Genomic DNA, 17223 nt, shown 5'->3' with positions numbered 1-17223 from the left:
GGCGATGGATCGTTTCCCGAACTGAACGAACCGCACCTACTACTCGCCGGTGCAGGAGGCGTGCAAGCGACGACGCCCGCGACGATACATGTCAGTGGCGGTGAGCATGTCGCCCTCACGGCGGCCCATAACGTGTCGGTGACTGCCGGGAAATCGCTGTTTGCGAGCGTCGCGGAAAAGATCAGTTTGTTCGTGCAAAACGCGGGGATGAAGCTGTTTGCGGCGAAAGGCAAGGTGGAGATTCAGGCGCACTCGGGCAATATCGAACTAACGGCGCAAAAGACTGTGAAAGTCCAGTCGGTGACAGAGAGTATCGAGGTCGCTGCGGCAAAGGAGATCTTGCTCACCTCGGGCGGGGCCTACATCCGCATTTCAAACGGAAACATCGAGATCCATGCGCCGGGAAAGATCGATATCAAGGGGGCGCAGCACTTGTTTGATGGCCCGGCGCATTTGTCCAACGCGCTTCCCACGATGCCTGGTGCGGACAGCAACTACGATCAGGCCTTCATTGCCCGTTGGGCTGGCACGGATATTCCAGCGGCCAACACGAAATTTCAGATGTTCTCTGATGGCAAGCTCATTTCTCAGGGCGTGACGAACGAAGATGGAGAGACCGGATTGACGCAAAGTCATGTGCCAAAGGACGTCGTCGTTAAATTCCTGGAGGATCATTAATGGCCGACAAACAGGACACCATCCTGGGAACAGGGGCGTCGTTGTTGACGCCTATCGACTACCACGTCCGCCCGAAGGTGGAACTGAGCATATGCAACAAGCACGTACCGCCCGCGGCACCGTCGATCATCGGGACGTGCCCATATTACTATCAGCCGCTGCATGGCGAGTATCTCGAAACGGTGGAGAAGGTTAGCGTCTCGAGCGCATGGGAAACGGTGAAGGCGTTTGCTACCTCGTGGGACCCATGGAAGGACAAGGAGGTCGCCCGCCGCCTGCTGCATCGTCGCGAGCAGTTGATTGCGCCGGAAAGCACCGACTCCGATTGGTCGCGTCACGGCAGCTTTATGATGCGACACGTCGGGTGCGGGCATAAGCCGCCTTCGTATTACGTCAGCTATGGCTATTACTATTGCTCGACTTATGGTGCAGCGCTGTACCCAAAGTTAAGTTCACAGGGGCAAGCTTGGCTTCGAAGCGCTAGAAAGCTTTTGCAGAGCAACATGGAAGATGGTTTGCGTCAAAACATGATCGGTGACCAAATTCAAATGAGCAGCGTAAAGCTAGGTAATGGTAACGTAAGCATGATTGTGCCTAAATACAAGCTTGAACTCGACGATGACGTGTTCAAATCGTTCGCGTTCAAAACGCACCCATTGGCTTACTTGGATGGAGGTCTCGCGGATCTTCCGATTGCAGATCTGATGAGAATCATGGCGCAACCAAACATTCAGGAATGGGGGGGCGCGCGAACGTGGGGGCAAGCCTACGATAGCGGAAAAGTTGTTTTGCCGAACATGATAAATAGATCTGATGTGGACGACCTCGTGGGCAAGGCGCTCGGTCGATTGTTGGCTAAATGACATGAAAAAAATTAAACTGGGCGGAATGCTAGTAGGTGTCCTGATTTTGCTTTCCGTTTTAACTTATGGGTACCGGAGCATGACGACGAGCTGGCAAACGATTTCGACAGATTTTGGGAAAGGCGATAAGCCATATGGGGCGGGCGCATTCCGCGTTCGGGGGGACAATATCATCAGTCTCAAGATGGCCGGCCCCGAACTAAAGTTCAAGCCGGCAAGCGAGCTCAAGAATCCAGAGGTTGCGGAGTTCACGCAAGCGTGGATGGATGATTCTTCCGAGCGTCTAAATCGACGCACCGTAGCCTTCCAGACAGGCACGCTCGGCGCCGGCTTCACACGTACCCTCCAGCAGCGAGGTCAAAGTGCCGCGTGGTGGTATTCGAAGGACTGGGGTACCGTGTATGTCAGTATTGGATGGACGGATTACAAGGCGGCACCTTCTTCGAATGGTCTGGCTCCGCAAATTACGAAGCTGTGGCGCTCTAGCGATGCAGGGCGAAGCTGGACGCAACTGGCATGGTCTGTTGACCACAATATCGGGCAGTTGCTGTTCCTCGATCCTCAGCGTGGCTATGCGATTGGCTGGGGTCCTCACGTATGGCGTACGGCGGATGGCGGGCAGTCTTGGCATGAACTGAAGGTGCCGCCGCTTGCCGATGCGGGACAACCCCGCGAGACGTTTGATGCGGTGAATCTCGGCCCTGATGGCATGCTTCGCGTCGCCTACTACGTCGAACAGTTGAACGATATCAAGGCATCGAGCGTGGTCTACCGTATGCGTTGGGGCCAACAAGACTTCGAGCAGGAAGTCGTGCTGCCGAACCAAACAGTGGTCGATTTGCAATCGTCTCCCGACACGGCGGGGAGTTATTCGCTCTATGCGTTGTCTCGGCTTGGTGTGCCGCGCAATTGGGATAACCCGAGCGACAAGGGGCATCGCACGGGTGCGCTCTCGGTATGGACGAACGATCAGACGGCGAGCGTGCAGCAGTTGCACACGTTCGACGAACATCTGATGCTCGATGGGCTGAGCGTCGGTAAGCAAGGCGTAATGTTGGTCTCCGCGACCGATGCCACGGGCAATGGAGCGCCGCGCGATCTCACGTTCGTCAGCAAGAGCTTCGGTAAATCATGGGTGGAACTGAATGACGGGGCGGCGCAAGGCGGATATTTCGATCCCGAGACCAATACGCAATACGCGCTGTTCGCCTATACATTGAAAAAACGGCGCTTCTAAAGCGCCAAACGCGGCTGCACATAAGCCCCATAGTTCGGCCCGATGCCCCACGATTGCACGGGAATCCGATACCCGCCGACGAAGTGCCCTTGGATGTACTTCTGACTGTCGCCGTATGACCCATCGACATAAAACGCCGCGAACGCAACGACGGGCACGTAGCTGTGCGAATCGATCTGCGCCGCAACCGGCACCACGATCGTCGCACCGACGGGCACGTCGCTATAGATCGTCGTCTTCACGCCGGGCTCGATCCAGATGTTGTCGCCGATCGAGATCGGCCCCGGATTGCCTGACGCAATGAGGCCGCGCACGGTCGGCACGTCGTTCGCATTGATGAGGAACGATGTCCATTGCCCGGCTTGGCAGGTGCCGCCGTAGGTCTGCCCATTGCCGATCTGAAATTCGTATGGCTGTCCCGTCGACGGATCGATCGTCGGCTCGTTCGTCTGCGCGTTCCAATACTGATTGAGCACGCACTGATCGATGACCATCGGAAAAAGCCCGCCCGCACCGATGGTCGAAGGCGCCGCGGCCACCGCAACAGCCGTCGCACTGGCCGGCGCGCTCAGGTAATCGAGAAATCCGCCCAGCAGCAGCGAGACGGCACCGCCATTGACGCCCGCGGCGCGCGTCACCGTCACCTGCACGGCCGGGACATCGTAGGTAGTCGGCACGATCGTCTGCGCCTCGAGCGTCGACGGCGCGCCCGTCAAATTCCAATATCCGGTTTGCACGCCGGCTACCGTGAACGCCACGCCGTCGGATCGGTTCAACGATACCGCCGCACCGGATTCGCTGGCAGCATCGGGCCAGTCGGGCCCGCTGCTGCTGGCGAGCAGCTTCGATGCGCCCGCGAGCGCCGCGGCATCGGCCGCGTTCTGCAACTCGTTGCGTGCCGTTGCGACGCGCGGCATGTCCACCGCGAACGCGCCGAACGTCAGCAAGACCGGGAGCGTCAGCACGAACCACAGCGGTACCGAGCCGCGCTGTCTGCGCAGCGATGCGCTGCGCCGCGATACGAGCGTCGCCCGCCTATTCATAGTTCATCACCGTCGTCGCGCTGACGGTGACGGGACCCGTCAACGCACTGAGCGCCGAACCGAGCACGAGCCCCTCGTAGGTATAGGTGACTGTCACCGTGAGCGGGCTGCCCGGCGAAGTGCCGGCCGATTGATCGACGCTGACGGTCGGTGTCGTCGCCGTGCCCCCCGTCACCAGATTGTTCTGCGCGTAGGCGAGTGCGACGTTCGCGACGTCGCTCGCGGCCATCTGCGGCACGCGCACGACGACCCCCGCACGCGCGGCCTCACGGCTCGCATTCGTGATCACGGCCTTGTCGCACAGGAGCAGGCTCGTATCGACGATGCCGAACAGCACGGTCATCAAGAATGGAAAGACGAGCACGAACTCGAGCGCCGCGACGCCGCGCTCGTTCGAGGCGAGGCGTGCGAGCCGGTTCATTCGACGACTCCAGCAACTGCGTTCGGTGCGTTCGGTGCGGACGGCACGCGTTCGGCGCGCACTGCATCCGTGCTCGCCGTCGCATGCGCGGCGTCGCCGGCCGGCGGCGCGGCATCGGTCTCGGTCGTGTGCGCATCCCACCGCGCTCGCAGATTCTCGTAGAAGCGCACATTGTCCTCGGCCGAGGCAGCCGGCATGTCCGTCGTCAGAATGCGCTTGGCCGCCTCATCGTTGCCGAGCACGCCATAGGCCAGCGCGAGGTTCTCGCGCGCTTGGGTCGGCGCATCGGGCAGGCCCGCGATGTCGAGCAACACGTTCGCGCCTTCGCGTGCACGCCGGTCGAGAATCAGCGACAGCCCGAGGTCCGCCTTCAGCCCCTGCACTTCGGGATGGCTGGCCAACGCGGCTCGGTAGACGGTTTGAGCCTCACTGTGCTTGCCCTGCAGGTCGAGCGCGGCGCCGAGCCCCTCGGCGACGACGGCGTTCTCGGGATGCGTGTGAGAAAGGCGCCGATAGCGCGCGACGGCATCGTCGAGGCGACGCTCGCGCAGTGCGACGCGAGCCAGCCCCAACTGCGCACGAGGATCGTCTGGTGCGGCCGCGGCCACTTGTGCGTACAGCACGCCCGCCCGCGGCAGGTCGCCCGTTTGGTAGATTGCGTCGGCGAGGCCCAATTGGGCGGGCAGCGAGTGAGGATCGGCCTTGAGCGTGCGTTCGAACAGTGAGATGGCGAGCTGAGTGTCGCCGCTGTCGAGCGCGCCTTCCGCGATATGCAGATCGGTGCTCTTGTCCGTCCCATGCTCGATGTAGACAGGACGCGATTGAACGAGCGGTTCGTTCGCGCAGCCGGTCAATAACCCGACGGTCAATGCACCTATCGCGAGTGCGGCGAGCGGCAAACGCCGCATCGGCAAGGTGATCGGATTCAAGGCACCTCCTACGGTCGATTCGACCGGCAATTCATTTCTGTTCAATGACGAAATACGGCGATGAGCCGGATGACGGCCGGTCCCGCCGCGATCAGCGCGACGGTCGGCATGATGAAGAGCATCATCGGCAGCGTCATCTTGGGCGCGAGCTTCGCGGCTTTTTCTTCGAGCGCGATGATCTGCATCGAGCGCTCGGTGCGAGACAGCATCCGCAGCGACTGCGTGATCGGCGTGCCGTACTGCTGTGATTGAACGAGCGTCGTCACGAGTGCGCGCATCGACGTCAAGCCGATGCGAGCCGCCATCGCATTGAGCGCGGCCGCGCTGTCGCCCCCGATCTGAAGTTGGTCGGCGGTCACCGAGAATTCGTCGGACAGCGGCGGGCAGATCGTGTGCAGCTCGGCCGCGACGCGCTTGATGGCGACGACGAGGCTGTTGCCGGCGTTCGTGCAGATGACGAGCAGATCGAGCGCGTCGGGCAGCGCGGCGGCGATCGCACGTTGGCGGCGCTTGACGACGAATCCGAGCGCATGCTCTGGCAGCATCATGCCGATGACGAACGCACCGGCCATCGCCAACAGGCGCATGACGAAATGCTCGCCGATGCGCGGCAGGTGCGGGGCGAGCACGATCGTCCCGAAAGCCACGCAAACGCCGCAGAGGATCTTGAGGCCTCCGAGGATCGAAACGGCACGCGGCTCGCGAAAGCCCGCGTTGGCGAGCCGCGAGGCGAGCTTGCCGCGCTCGGCTGCGTCGATGATCGGCATCCGTTCGCCGATCGTCGCGACCTTGTGAGCGAGCTGCTGCGGCACGTTTCGCTCTTGCCCCGGGGCGCTCGCGCGCGCAACGCACACGCGCACGCGCTGCGCGATGCGCGAGCGCTTGCCGCGGCCGTGCAGCACGAGCCACAGCGTCGCGCTCACGAGCAGCACGATGAGCGCGAGGTTCATCCAGACGTCGGTGTCTTTCATCGTGAGGTGTCCAAGTTGGCGATCTTGCGGATCAGCGAGAGCCCGATCGTCAGCAGCACGGCTGCGAGGACGAGCATCTTGTGGCCCGCGCGCGTGTCGAATAGCAGCGACACATAGGGGCGGTTGACGATGTAAAGGAAGCCCATGATGAAAAAGGGCACACCCGAGATGATCTTGCTGGCGATTCGTCCTTCCGCCGTCAGCGCCTTCGTCTTTGCACGGATGTCGCGGCGCGTGCGCACGATGGCGGCGAGGTTTTCCAGCGTTTCGGCGAGATTGCCGCCTGTTTCGCGTTGCAGGACGAGGCAGACCGCAAAAAACGAAAAGTCCGCCAGTTGCAGGCGTGCGGCTGCCTGCTCGAGCACGTCCTTGACTTCCGCACCGACCAATAGGGCATCGCCCATCGTGCGAAACGTCGAGCGCACCGGCTCCTCGCTTTCGACGCCGGCCGTGCAAATCGCTTGCACGGCCGGGATTCCGGCTCGCACGGCGCGGATGATCAGATCGAGCGTGTCGGGGAATACGGCGAGAAAACGTTGCTTGAAGCGGTTGATCGTGAAAAGGTACATCCCTCGCACGGCGATCAACGCGGTGACGGCTGCGCCAAGCGCACGCACCCAAAACGGCAGGCCGGCCAGCGCGCCGCCGACGAAATCGGCCAAGCCCGCAAGCAGCGCGACGACGATGATGTTGCGCACGCCCGCGCGGCCCGCGATCGTTTCGATGCGTTGCCGTTTCGCGTGAAGCCACGCTTGCCAGGCCGGCACGTTTGCGTCGAGGCGATCGAGGCTCACGAGCTGGTGCGAGGGCTTGTCGCTGCGTGCGCTACGGCTGGCCCCCTGCGGGTCGCGCAGTGCCGCCACGCGTTGGGCGATCCGTTGCGCCGGTTGCTTGCGCGCCATCTCGCGCAGCGAGCGCCCGATGAGCCCCGCGACGACGATCGCGAAGAACGCGGAGGCGGCGACGACGTCGGCGGGCGTCACGATTGCATCGCTCCGATCAGTTGTTCTTCGAGGCCGTAGTAGGCCGCGCGCTGTGCGAAGGCCGGGCGCAGCGACGACGATTCGAACGTGCCGCGTACCTGCTCTTCGTAGGCGCTCGCATTGAACCTGAAGGTGAACAGATCCTGCGTGATGACGATATCGCCTTCCATGCCCGATATCTCGGTGACGCGAGTGACGCGCCGCATCCCATCGCGCATGCGCTCGATCTGCAGGATCATGTGGACGGCGCTCGCGATCTGGCGGCGGATCGACACGAGCGGCAGGTTGCCGTTGGCCATCATCACCATGCTTTCCAAGCGCGTGATCGCGTCGCGCGGCGTATTCGCGTGGATCGTCGTCATCGAGCCGTCGTGGCCCGTGTTCATCGCCTGCAGCACGTCGAATGCTTCGGTGCCGCGTGTCTCGCCCAAGATGATGCGATCGGGCCGCATCCGCAGCGCGTTGCGAACGAGGTCGCGCTGCGAGATGCCGCCGAGCCCCTCGCTATTCTCAGGACGAGTCTCGAGACTGACGACGTGCGGTTGCTGCAGTTGCAGCTCGGCCGCATCTTCGATCGTCACGACGCGCTCGTGCGGATCGATGAAGTTCGACAGCGCGTTGAGCAGCGTCGTCTTACCCGAGCCGGTGCCGCCCGAGATGACGATGTTCAGACGGCACGCGCTCGCAATGCGCAGCACCTCGACCATTGCCGGTGAGATGTTGCCTTGCTGCGCCATCTTCGCGAGCGTGATGTTGCGCTTGGCGAACTTGCGAATCGAGATCGAGGCGCCGCGTAGCGCGATCGGCGGGAGCACGACGTTGACGCGGCTGCCGTCGGCCAAGCGCGCATCGACGAGCGGGCTGCTCTCGTCGACGCGACGGCCGACTGCCGCCGCGATGCGCTGCGCGACGTTGACGACGTGCGCGTTGTCGCGGAACTTCAGCGGCGTGAGCTCGAGCCGTCCGCCGCGCTCGACGTAGACTTGGTCCGGACCGTTCACGAGAATGTCGGTCACCTTTTCATCGGCGAGCAGCGGTTCGATCGGTCCGACGCCGAACATGTCGTTGAGCATCTCGTCGACGATGAGCGCCTGCTCGGCCAAGGTGATCGTCAGGCGTTCGCGCGCGATCGTCTCGGCCGCGATCTGCTCGACGCCTTCGCGTACTTGCGCGCGAGACATCGTCAAAGCCGCCGACATGTTCATCGACGAAAACACGGCCGAGCGTATCGTCTTGAAGGTATCGGAGCGGATCAGCGCTTCGTGGCGGTCGACCGGCGGTGGTTGCGCGGCGCCGTTCGCCGGCTGCGTCCGCTCGACAGCGTTAGGCTGCGCGCTGGTGTCCTGAGCGGCGGCCGCTTTGTTCGGTTCCGCTCGCACGCCTTCGCCCGTCGTCTTCGGCGTGCGTGCCGGCATCGGCGCATCGTCGTGCGCGGCAGCTCCGGCTGACGGCGAGTGCGGCGCGAACGATGCGGTGCCGGCGCGGCGTCCGAACATCATGACGCGCTCCGTTTGGGCAGCAGCCGTGCGTACCAACGGCCGCGCTCGACGACGGCCGGCGCGTCGGCACCCGTGATCGCGTCGGCGAGGGCGGCGACCGCGCGCGCGAAGGCCGAGTGCTTGCCTTCGCCGATCGCTTCGCCGAGATTTTGCGCGACGGCCAGTGTCTGCGGCTCGTAAGGGAATTCATGGACCGACGCGCGCCCGAGCGCATGGACGAAGTCCGATTGAGCGACGCGGCCGCGAACGGGTTGCTGGGCATTGTTCAGCAGCACCGATACGGCAGCATCGGCCGGACGGCCCTCCGCGAACCGGCACAGCCGCGCCGTCTCGCGCGCCGCGTGGACTGACCGGTCGGCGACGACATGGATCGTTTCGCAGGCATCGAGCGTCTCGTCGACGAATCCGCCCGCACGCTGCGGCAAATCGAGCACCACGTAATGAAAATGGTGCTTCAGTGCCGCAACGAGCTCGCCGACCGTTCCGGCGCGCAGCGCGAGCGGCTGCTCGTACGGCAACTCCGCACTGAATATGAAGAGCCGGTCGCTCTGCGCGACCGCGGTTTGATGAATGAGCTGCTGATCGAGCCGATGCGTGTTTTGCATGAGCTCGGCGAGACCGTTGTTCGCGTCGATGCCGAGCATCGACGCGGCCGCTCCGCCGTGCAAGTCGAGATCGACGTACGCGATGCGCCGGCGCGTCTTGTCGGCGAGGTGCCGCGCGAGGGCGGTCGCGATCGTCGTCACCCCCACGCCGCCTCGCGCGCCGATGAAGCCGATCGCCTTGCCGGCACGCGCCGAAGCAGTCGGATCGCTCGCCGCCAGCGCACGCTGCACGAGTTCGACCGTCAACGGTTTGACGAGGTAGTCCTGCACGCCCAGGCGCAGCAGGGAACGAAACAAGCCGACATCGTTGTGATCGCCGACGACCACGACGCTGACGGAAGGATCGACGACTTCGGCGAGCCGCATCAGGTCGGAAATCGGCATCGACGAACCCGATACGTCGACGAGCAAATGCCGCGGCGAATGCGGCAGCTTGCGCATGAGCTCGATGGCGTCGTCGATTGCACCGCGCGCGACGTGGGCGCCTACGATGCCCTGGTCGCGCATCAGGTTCTTGACGACTTCTTCGCTGCTCGGATCGCCGAGAACGGCGATGATGCGATCGGTCGCGAGCGGTTGTGCGCGACGGTTGGCGGAGCGCAATTCGAATGCACCCATGACGTATCGATCCTCAATGCGTGACCGACGTCGTCGTCGACGTCGGGTTGAGCGGCTGGGTGCGGCCTTCCTCGTAGGCGCGAACCGCGCTGGCGCCGAGCGCCGCGTCGGCCCCGGCGTAGGGCACGGGGGCGACGAGATCGGCCGGTCGGGCGAGCATTTCAGCGAGATTCGAGTAAGTGGCGCAGCCGAATGCGATGCCCGGGCGGCCCCGTCCCGCATCGATCATGTGCGAGGGTTGATTGAGTTGACTGCATTCCGGTGGGATCGCGTGGCCACCTCCGGCTTGCGTGAAGCCGATCACCGAATCGTTCGGCATGCCGAGCGGTGGATGCTCCGACATGCAGCCAGTGAGGCTCGATGCGGTTGCGATTGCCGCGAACCAAGCAGTGGCGAGGGTGACGGTTCGATTGCGCATGGCGTGACTCCCAATCAGTAGACGAAGCCCGCGGCGCCGACGAGGCGCGGCGCGGTGCCCGCCAGCGGATCGACGCCGAGCGCGCGCTGCAATGCGAACTCGACGTCACTGCTCGGGCGCGTGACGCTGTCGAGCGCGTCGCGCAATTGGCCCGGGCCGACCGGTTGCACGATGTAGGGCGTCACGATGACGACGACTTCCGACTTGTTGTTCAGATAGTCCTTCGATGAAAACAGCTTGCCGAGCACAGGCAGGCGGCCGAGGCCCGGCAACTGCGACAGCACGTCGCTGCTCTTGCTTTGCAACAGGCCGCCGATCGCGAAGCTTTGTCCGCTCGAGAGCTCGACGGTCGTCTCGACGCGGCGCACGGTCAGCGCCGGTACCTTGATCGAGCCGGTGGTGACGCTGTTGGTCGGATCGATCTCGCTGACTTCGGGACGAACTTTCAGGCTGATGCGGTTGTTCGCGAGCACGGTCGGCGTGAAATCGAGCGAGACGCCGTATGGCTTGAACTCGATCGTGATCGTGTCCGTCTTGTCTTGCGCGACGGGAATCGGAAACTCGCCGCCCGCGAGGAAGCTGGCGGTTTGGCCCGACATCGCCGTGAGATTGGGCTCGGCCAGCATCGTGATCAGCCCTTCCTGATCGAGCGCGTCGAGCACGCCGTCGATCGAGTAGCGCGACGTATGGAAGCCGCCTTCGACCGAGAATGCGCCCGTCGGCGACAGGTTGAACAGCTTCGACGTCGGATCGATGAATGCGCGGCCGTTGAACAATCCGCCGATGAAGTTTCCGGTCGAGCCGAGCGAGCTCCAGTTGATACCGAGTTGCTGCGTGATGTTGCGATCGACTTCGGTGATGCGCACGCGCAGGTGGACCTGAATCGGCTGCGCCAGCGCCAGGCGATTGACGAGCGTCTCCCGATCGTGGACATACGGCTTCAGCGTTTGCACGACCGCGTCGGCGTCGGCTGCGCTCGGCACGTGCCCGCTGACCATCAGCGAACCGGGCGCACTCGTGACGGTGAGCCGCCATTGAGGAAAGCGCGCGTCGAGCAGCCGTTGGATCGAGGCGGTGTCCATCGCGACCATGATCGTTTTGCGCACGATCGGACGGTTGTTTGCGCCGAGCACGAACAACGTCGTCGTGCCGGCCTTTTTGCCGAGCACGAAGACCGTTTTCGGGGTGGGCACGTGCACGTCCGCGATCTCGGGGTCGGCTACGAAGACGGCCACGGCCGGTTCCGGCAACTGCACCATCGCACCGCCGCCTGCCGGCACGGTCAGCAGCGCATCGTCGACGGCAGGGCTCGCGGACGCAGCCGTCGGCGCAAGCAGCACGGCTGCGACGGCGAGACCGGCGAGGACGGTCAGCGCGCGGCGCGAGGCGGCGCCGCGCGATTTCAAATGAGAAACGATGACATCGATCATGGAGCGATCCTAGGCGGCAGGACGAGCGCCGGAGGCCGCCGCGGTGGGCGCGGCGGCGGGCTTGGAGCCCGGCATCGTGGGCGGCGTGCCAGCCGGCAGCGGCGGCAGGACGCCCGCGGACGTATTCGGTTGTCCTAACGAATCGGGGCCGAGCGAATCGCCTTCTTTGGAACCGCGATAGATGATGACGGGCCGGTCGTTTTCGGTCGCGCGCTGAGCAATCGTGTGGGTTCCGGCTTGAGGGGCGGGCGTGACGGCACGCAGGCCGCGCGAGACGTCACGGGCCCAGACGGGCTCGGTCTGCGGCTCGATCACGTCCTCGGCTTGAACGGCATTTCGATCGCGTGTCGCGAAGCTGCGCAGCGCCAACGAAAGCGAGCCCAGATGAGCGGCGACCGTGACGACTTCCGCGCCGCGCGGCGTCACTTCGAACGTCACGGTGCGCGCGCGCGAGTTCGCCGCGGTCGGTTTCTTGTCGTCGTCCTTGGGACGTGTGAATGCCGTCCCGACTGCGAGCACGCGTACGCGCTCGGCAACCGTTTCGGTCTCCACGGTCCGGTCGGACGTGCTGGCGGCATTCGGCGAGGTCGAAATCTGCTGGGTCAGCAGCACGTCGACATAGTCGCCGGGCTCGATGAGTCCGGCGTTGCCGGAAACGTCGTCGATCGCGACCGAGATCGCGCGCATGCCGGGCTTGAGCGCGGCGGCGAGAAAACCGGGCGAGCTCGGCGAGATGACGTCGGCCGGGCCGAGCGGCGTGCCCGCGTGAACGGCGTGACGCAGGAGGTCCCCTTTCAGATCCACGGCATCGGGCTGGCCTTCGACGAGCGCGCCTTGAGGCGCGTCGCTGCGGGGCACGCGCTTCCAGACGAGATCGCTGTCGCGCAACAGCAGGCCATCGGGCAAATCGGCCGCTGCAGCCCGAATGTTCACCATCGCCGGCGGCTTGGCGGGGCCGGGGCGCGAAGCAGCGACATACAGTGCGCGCAAGACGAAAGCGCCGATGGCGGCGACGATGATCAAGCCGGCGAGTTTGAGGATGTTTTGCATGACGACGGCGTTCCGTTATGTGAGCCGTGCGTGAATCGAAAGCGGCCAAGCCGCGAGGTGCGGCGAGAGCGCGTGGCCGTTGAGGGCCGGCAGCCATACGGCGGCGATGCCGCCTGCCGCCAGCGCGACGCCATACGGCACGCCGCGTGCGGGAGCCAGCCATGCGAGCGCCCACGCGGCATCGGGATTGCGTTGCATGCGGCCGATCGCCATCTGCGCGATGCCGAGCACCAATCCGAACAACGAAACGGTGAAGAAAACGGTTGCCGCGAATGCGGGACCGCTCCAGAGGAACACTGCGCCGAATAACTTGGCGTCGCCGCCGCCGAGCCATCCGAAACGGAACAGCAGCGCAGCGATCAACAGTATCGCTGCGCCTGTCGCGACGTGCGCCACCAACTCGATCCGGCTTTCACCGGCGATCCATGCTTGCGTGAAATAGAGCGCCGCGAAGGCTGCGACGATCGCATTGGGCAAGCGCCGCCGCCGCAAATCGGAGACGGCCAGCATCGCCAAGAGCGCACAAGCGAGAGTCAGGATCGAGAACATGAATGCTCACCATTCGATCAACGTGCGCCGGCGCGGACCAAGACGAGCCGTTCGGCGTGCTCGCCGAACGGCGTCAAGCATCAGTGACCGTTGGTCTGAACGCTCGTGACGTGCGTGATCATGTTGGAGAAGAGCGCCGGCAGACCGGTGCCGCCGCCGAAGATCGCGCCCGCTGCAGCCACGGCCACGACGACGATGCCGGCCAAGACCGAATATTCGAGGGCGCTGACGCCGCGCTCGTCGCGCGAAAGGAATCGTAAGAAACGAAGCATTTGAGGACTCCTAAATAATGACGAAGGGGGCCGCATGACCTCTTTCGCAACAAGTGGTGGGAGATATTCGCTCCCGATCTTGTTTACGGCAATCGTTTGCGCGGCTTTAGCGAAGTCCGTAGATTCCCTAGTTAGGGGGAGAGGGGGGACGCGTCGCATGAGGAGATAGTCGCCGATCGGCGGGCGCGATGAAGCCCCAATATGGCACCGGTTTACCGCGCAATTCGAGCGTTTGGCGGCAATCGTACGACGATATTAAGCTAAGTGTAAACGATAGCTCAGTTGTACTAACTATCCTCTGCTTTCGATCGCTATCGATCGCAGGTGTCTCGCTCCATTGCCCCTTTGTCTCGAGTGGATCGACGGTAGGCGCACGGCGGGTGGCGCACAAGACGCCACGCCCATTCCGTCCTATATGTTCAGACCTGTGTTACGAGACCTTCGTACTGCGCGACGACCGGATCCGTCGTCACGAGCGTGATGCCCTCCGCCACCGATTGTGCGATGAGAATCCGATCGAACGGGTCCCGATGATGCGGCTCGAGCCCTTTGAGCGAGAGGACGTGCTGATGGGTGATCGGCAATTCGAGATACCCGTTATCTAGGAGCCCGCGGCGAAGCAGTCGCGGATCGACGCGGAAATCGGCCCTGCCGAGGTCGTTCTTGATCGTGACTTCCCAGAGGCTCGCGGCGCTGAACAACAAGGTGTTGTCTTCGTCGTCGAGCAGCGAGCACGCGGTGGCGGACAGCCGTTCCGGCTGTCCTGCGGCCCACAGCAATAGATGAGTGTCGAGCAGCAGCTTCAAATATCGATACCTCCAAAAAGTTGCTCGATCTCCCGCGCGCCGATCCGATCGAAATCGTCGGGCACCGTGACGTGGCCCGCGAGAAATCCGAGACGGCGGCGCTGGCCTGCGGCGGGCGCATCGAGCGGCACGACCTTGACGAGCGGCTTGCCCGCCTTGGCGATGATGAAAGGCTCCCCGAGGGCCGCCCGATCGACGAGCCGAGAGAGGTGGGTCTTTGCTTCGTGAATATTCACAATTTCCATGATGTCGTGGCAGTGGACTAAGTTTCATTAGTTTAGCCCAATTCTTCAATAGACCGAACGGCTATCGGCGCTCTTGCGCACTGCACCATCGAAAATGTCGGGCTCGCCTTGACACGCCCCGATGCGTATCCGATCATTCGATCACGCGACGAGCAAATGCTCTACGAATGAGCGAACGCTCAGTAGCCACGCAAGACCGAAAGAACCGAAAAAAAGACGGGTCCTCTTACACCCTTTGGAGACGAGTTCGTGAGATTGCACGACAAGGTCGCGATACTGACGGGCGCGGCGAGCGGCATCGGCGAGGCCGTTGCCGAGCGTTATTTGAGCGAGGGCGCGCGTTGCGTCCTCGTCGACGTGAAATCCCCCGACGCCATTTGCCCCAATCTGGCCAAGCGGTATCCCGAGCACGTTCACGTCGTGAGGGCCGACGTCACGCAGCGCGACGACATCGCGCGCATCGTCGCGCAAGCGGTGGAGCGCTTCGGCGGCGTCGACATCTTGTTCAACAACGCGGCGATTTTCGATATGCGCCCGCTGCTCGACGAGTCCTGGGAAACGTTCGACCAGCTCTTCGCGGTCAACGTGAAGGGGATGTTCTTCCTGATGCAAGCCGTGGCGCAACGCATGGTCGATCAAGGGCGCGGCGGCAAGATCATCAATATGTCATCGCAGGCCGGCCGGCGCGGCGAAGCGCTGGTGTCCCATTACTGTGCGACGAAAGCCGCTGTGCTGAGCTACACGCAATCGGCCGCGCTCGCCCTTGCGCCGCATCGCATCAACGTCAACGGGATTGCCCCCGGCGTCATCGATACGCCGATGTGGAACCAAGTGGACGCGCTATTTGCCCGCTATGAGCATCGCCCGCCTGGCGAGAAGAAGCGGCTCGTCGGCGAAGCGGTGCCGCTCGGCCGCATGGGCATGCCGGGCGACCTCACGGGCGCCGCGCTCTTTCTCGCGTCGAGCGATGCCGACTACATCACGGCGCAGACGCTGAACGTCGACGGCGGCAACTGGATGAGCTGAGTACGAAGCGCGCTTTTCACCGAGGCGCACGTGCATTTCCACCACAACGTACAAGACTTAAGGAGACATCTGATGCAACGCAATTCCGGCTCTGCGCCCTTCCTCGCCCGGCGCGCGATCGCTGCCGCCGCCCTCGCGCTGACGGCGACGGCTGCGTCGGCCGCGACGATCACGATTGCGGTGGTCAACAACCCCGACATGATCGAGATGAAGAAGCTCTCCGCGGACTTCGAAAAGAGCAACCCCGACATCAAGCTCAACTGGGTCGTGCTCGAGGAGAACGTCCTGCGTCAGCGTGCGACGACCGACATCACGACCGGTAGCGGTCAATTCGACGTGATGATGATCGGCGCATATGAGGCGCCGCAGTGGGGCAAGCGCGGCTGGCTTTCGCCGATGACGAACCTGCCGGCCGCCTATGACGTGAACGACGTCATGAAGCCCGTGCGCGACAGCCTCTCGTACAACGGTACGCTCTATGCGCTCCCGTTCTACGCGGAAAGTTCGATGACGTTCTATCGCAAGGATCTGTTCGCGGCCAAGGGCCTCACGATGCCGCCGAAGCCGACCTACGACCAGGTCGCCCAATTTGCCGACAAGCTGACCGACAAGGCGAACGGCGTCTACGGCATTTGCTTGCGCGGCAAGGCCGGCTGGGGCGAGAACATGGCCTATCTGACGACGCTCGTGAACACCGAAGGCGGCCGCTGGTTCGACGAAAAGTGGCACGCGCAGTTGACGTCGCCGGAATGGAAGAAGGCCGTCAACTTCTATGTCGACCTGATGAAGAAGGATGGCCCCCCGGGTGCGAGCTCGAACGGGTTCAACGAAAATCTGACGCTCATGTCTTCGGGCAAGTGCGCGATGTGGATCGATGCGACGGTGGCCGCCGGCATGCTGTACAACAAGAACCAATCGCAAGTGGCCGACAAGATCGGTTTCGCGGCGGCGCCGGTCGCCGTCACGCCGAACGGGTCGCACTGGCTGTGGGCGTGGGCGCTCGCGATTCCGAAGACGTCGAAGAAGCAGGACGACGCGAAGAAATTCATCGAATGGGCAACGGGCAAGCCGTACATCGAGCTCGTCGCGAAGGACGAAGGCTGGGCCTCCGTGCCGCCCGGCACGCGTGAGTCGACCTATAACCGCCCCGAGTACAAGCAGGCGGCGCCGTTCTCCGAATTCGTGGAGAACGCGATCAAGACGGCCGACCCGAACCACCCGACGGCCAAGCCGGTTCCATACACCGGTGTGCAGTTCGTCGGCATTCCCGAGTTCCAATCGTTCGGGACGGTCGTAGGCCAGAGCATCTCCGGCGCGCTCGCCGGGCAGATGAGCGTCGACCAGGCGTTGGCGGCCGGCAATGCCGCGGCCAATCGTGCCGTGCGACAAGCCGGCTATCAAAAGTAACGCAGTCCGGCGGGCGATGCGCGCCGCTCTCGCATCGCCCGCCGCGCGGGCCGCGCACCGGGCATGCCCGCGGCGGCCCGCGCTCGGCGTCATCCGCGGGGTGACGCCGGATCGATCAGGAGTCCGAACGATGGGACATCTTCATATGCCGCTCTCGCATGCCGCCGAGCAAG

19 protein-coding genes are annotated in these 17223 nt (G+C 63.6%); 5 read left to right on the top strand and 14 right to left on the bottom strand.

What is annotated here, in order from left to right; all coding sequences use genetic code 11:
* The 3 genes from ACTHNZ_RS20060 to ACTHNZ_RS20050 form a co-directional block, all read left to right on the top strand.
* The coding region (locus tag ACTHNZ_RS20060) for a DUF2345 domain-containing protein (RefSeq protein WP_440544320.1) at nucleotides 1-678 on the top strand (678 nt) is incomplete at its 5' end.
* Entirely contained in the window at nucleotides 678-1541 is an 864-nt protein-coding gene (locus tag ACTHNZ_RS20055; protein WP_440544319.1) for a hypothetical protein, read from the top strand. The genes ACTHNZ_RS20060 and ACTHNZ_RS20055, both read left to right, overlap by 1 nt.
* A gap of 79 nt (nucleotides 1542-1620) precedes the next feature.
* On the top strand, nucleotides 1621-2778 hold the full coding sequence (locus ACTHNZ_RS20050) for a glycosyl hydrolase (RefSeq protein ID WP_440544322.1): 1158 nt from the start codon (nucleotides 1621-1623) through the stop codon (nucleotides 2776-2778).
* Here the strand turns inward: ACTHNZ_RS20050 and ACTHNZ_RS20045 are convergent.
* The 14 genes from ACTHNZ_RS20045 to ACTHNZ_RS19980 form a co-directional block, all read right to left on the bottom strand.
* A complete protein-coding gene (locus ACTHNZ_RS20045) occupies nucleotides 2775-3821 on the bottom strand; it encodes a pilus assembly protein TadG-related protein (RefSeq protein WP_440544318.1) in 1047 nt (348 codons plus the stop codon). The two genes, ACTHNZ_RS20050 and ACTHNZ_RS20045, sit on opposite strands and share 4 nt — an antisense overlap.
* Nucleotides 3814-4242 (bottom strand): TadE/TadG family type IV pilus assembly protein, encoded by a 429-nt coding sequence (locus ACTHNZ_RS20040; protein ID WP_440544317.1) that lies wholly within the window; start codon nucleotides 4240-4242, stop codon nucleotides 3814-3816. The genes ACTHNZ_RS20045 and ACTHNZ_RS20040 overlap by 8 nt, the downstream gene beginning before the upstream one ends.
* Nucleotides 4239-5150: a tetratricopeptide repeat protein gene (locus tag ACTHNZ_RS20035; RefSeq protein WP_440544321.1), complete on the bottom strand. Its 912-nt coding sequence runs from the start codon at nucleotides 5148-5150 to the stop codon at nucleotides 4239-4241. The genes ACTHNZ_RS20040 and ACTHNZ_RS20035 overlap by 4 nt, the downstream gene beginning before the upstream one ends.
* A 62-nt stretch (nucleotides 5151-5212) precedes the next feature.
* Nucleotides 5213-6142, bottom strand: coding sequence for a type II secretion system F family protein (locus ACTHNZ_RS20030; protein ID WP_440544316.1), 930 nt, complete (start codon nucleotides 6140-6142; stop codon nucleotides 5213-5215).
* Entirely contained in the window at nucleotides 6139-7125 is a 987-nt protein-coding gene (locus tag ACTHNZ_RS20025) for a type II secretion system F family protein (protein WP_440544315.1), read from the bottom strand. Before ACTHNZ_RS20025 ends, ACTHNZ_RS20030 begins: the two co-directional genes overlap by 4 nt.
* The gene (locus ACTHNZ_RS20020; RefSeq protein ID WP_440544314.1) at nucleotides 7122-8624 is read right to left on the bottom strand and encodes an ATPase, T2SS/T4P/T4SS family; all 1503 of its coding nucleotides are present in this window, start codon (nucleotides 8622-8624) and stop codon (nucleotides 7122-7124) included. Before ACTHNZ_RS20020 ends, ACTHNZ_RS20025 begins: the two co-directional genes overlap by 4 nt.
* The gene (locus ACTHNZ_RS20015; protein ID WP_440544313.1) at nucleotides 8621-9847 is read right to left on the bottom strand and encodes an AAA family ATPase; all 1227 of its coding nucleotides are present in this window, start codon (nucleotides 9845-9847) and stop codon (nucleotides 8621-8623) included. Before ACTHNZ_RS20015 ends, ACTHNZ_RS20020 begins: the two co-directional genes overlap by 4 nt.
* A gap of 13 nt (nucleotides 9848-9860) precedes the next feature.
* Nucleotides 9861-10265 carry a CpaD family pilus assembly lipoprotein gene (locus ACTHNZ_RS20010; protein WP_440544312.1) on the bottom strand — a complete coding sequence of 135 codons (405 nt, stop codon included), beginning with the start codon at nucleotides 10263-10265 and terminating at the stop codon, nucleotides 9861-9863.
* 14 nt (nucleotides 10266-10279) lie between these two features.
* Nucleotides 10280-11695: a type II and III secretion system protein family protein gene (locus ACTHNZ_RS20005; protein WP_440544311.1), complete on the bottom strand. Its 1416-nt coding sequence runs from the start codon at nucleotides 11693-11695 to the stop codon at nucleotides 10280-10282.
* 9 nt (nucleotides 11696-11704) lie between these two features.
* On the bottom strand, nucleotides 11705-12745 hold the full coding sequence (gene cpaB / locus ACTHNZ_RS20000) for a Flp pilus assembly protein CpaB (RefSeq protein ID WP_440544310.1): 1041 nt from the start codon (nucleotides 12743-12745) through the stop codon (nucleotides 11705-11707).
* A 15-nt stretch (nucleotides 12746-12760) separates the two neighbouring features.
* Nucleotides 12761-13294 (bottom strand): A24 family peptidase, encoded by a 534-nt coding sequence (locus ACTHNZ_RS19995; RefSeq protein WP_440544309.1) that lies wholly within the window; start codon nucleotides 13292-13294, stop codon nucleotides 12761-12763.
* Nucleotides 13295-13374: 80 nt separating this feature from the next.
* Nucleotides 13375-13566 (bottom strand): Flp family type IVb pilin, encoded by a 192-nt coding sequence (locus ACTHNZ_RS19990; protein ID WP_440544308.1) that lies wholly within the window; start codon nucleotides 13564-13566, stop codon nucleotides 13375-13377.
* A 419-nt stretch (nucleotides 13567-13985) separates the two neighbouring features.
* Nucleotides 13986-14372 carry a type II toxin-antitoxin system VapC family toxin gene (locus tag ACTHNZ_RS19985; RefSeq protein WP_440544307.1) on the bottom strand — a complete coding sequence of 129 codons (387 nt, stop codon included), beginning with the start codon at nucleotides 14370-14372 and terminating at the stop codon, nucleotides 13986-13988.
* On the bottom strand, nucleotides 14369-14617 hold the full coding sequence (locus ACTHNZ_RS19980) for a type II toxin-antitoxin system Phd/YefM family antitoxin (protein ID WP_440544306.1): 249 nt from the start codon (nucleotides 14615-14617) through the stop codon (nucleotides 14369-14371). Before ACTHNZ_RS19980 ends, ACTHNZ_RS19985 begins: the two co-directional genes overlap by 4 nt.
* A 249-nt stretch (nucleotides 14618-14866) precedes the next feature.
* On the opposite strand from ACTHNZ_RS19980, the gene ACTHNZ_RS19975 reads away from it, so the two are divergent.
* Together ACTHNZ_RS19975 and ACTHNZ_RS19970 are read left to right on the top strand one after the other, a co-directional pair.
* On the top strand, nucleotides 14867-15643 hold the full coding sequence (locus ACTHNZ_RS19975) for an L-iditol 2-dehydrogenase (protein ID WP_440544305.1): 777 nt from the start codon (nucleotides 14867-14869) through the stop codon (nucleotides 15641-15643).
* Nucleotides 15644-15715: 72 nt separating this feature from the next.
* Nucleotides 15716-17050: an ABC transporter substrate-binding protein gene (locus ACTHNZ_RS19970; protein ID WP_440544304.1), complete on the top strand. Its 1335-nt coding sequence runs from the start codon at nucleotides 15716-15718 to the stop codon at nucleotides 17048-17050.
* Nucleotides 17051-17223 lie beyond the last annotated feature (173 nt).

The organism is Trinickia sp., from assembly GCF_051953955.1.
In the GTDB taxonomy this organism is placed as follows: domain Bacteria; phylum Pseudomonadota; class Gammaproteobacteria; order Burkholderiales; family Burkholderiaceae; genus Trinickia.
This window is presented reverse-complemented; position numbering and strand designations above follow the sequence as displayed.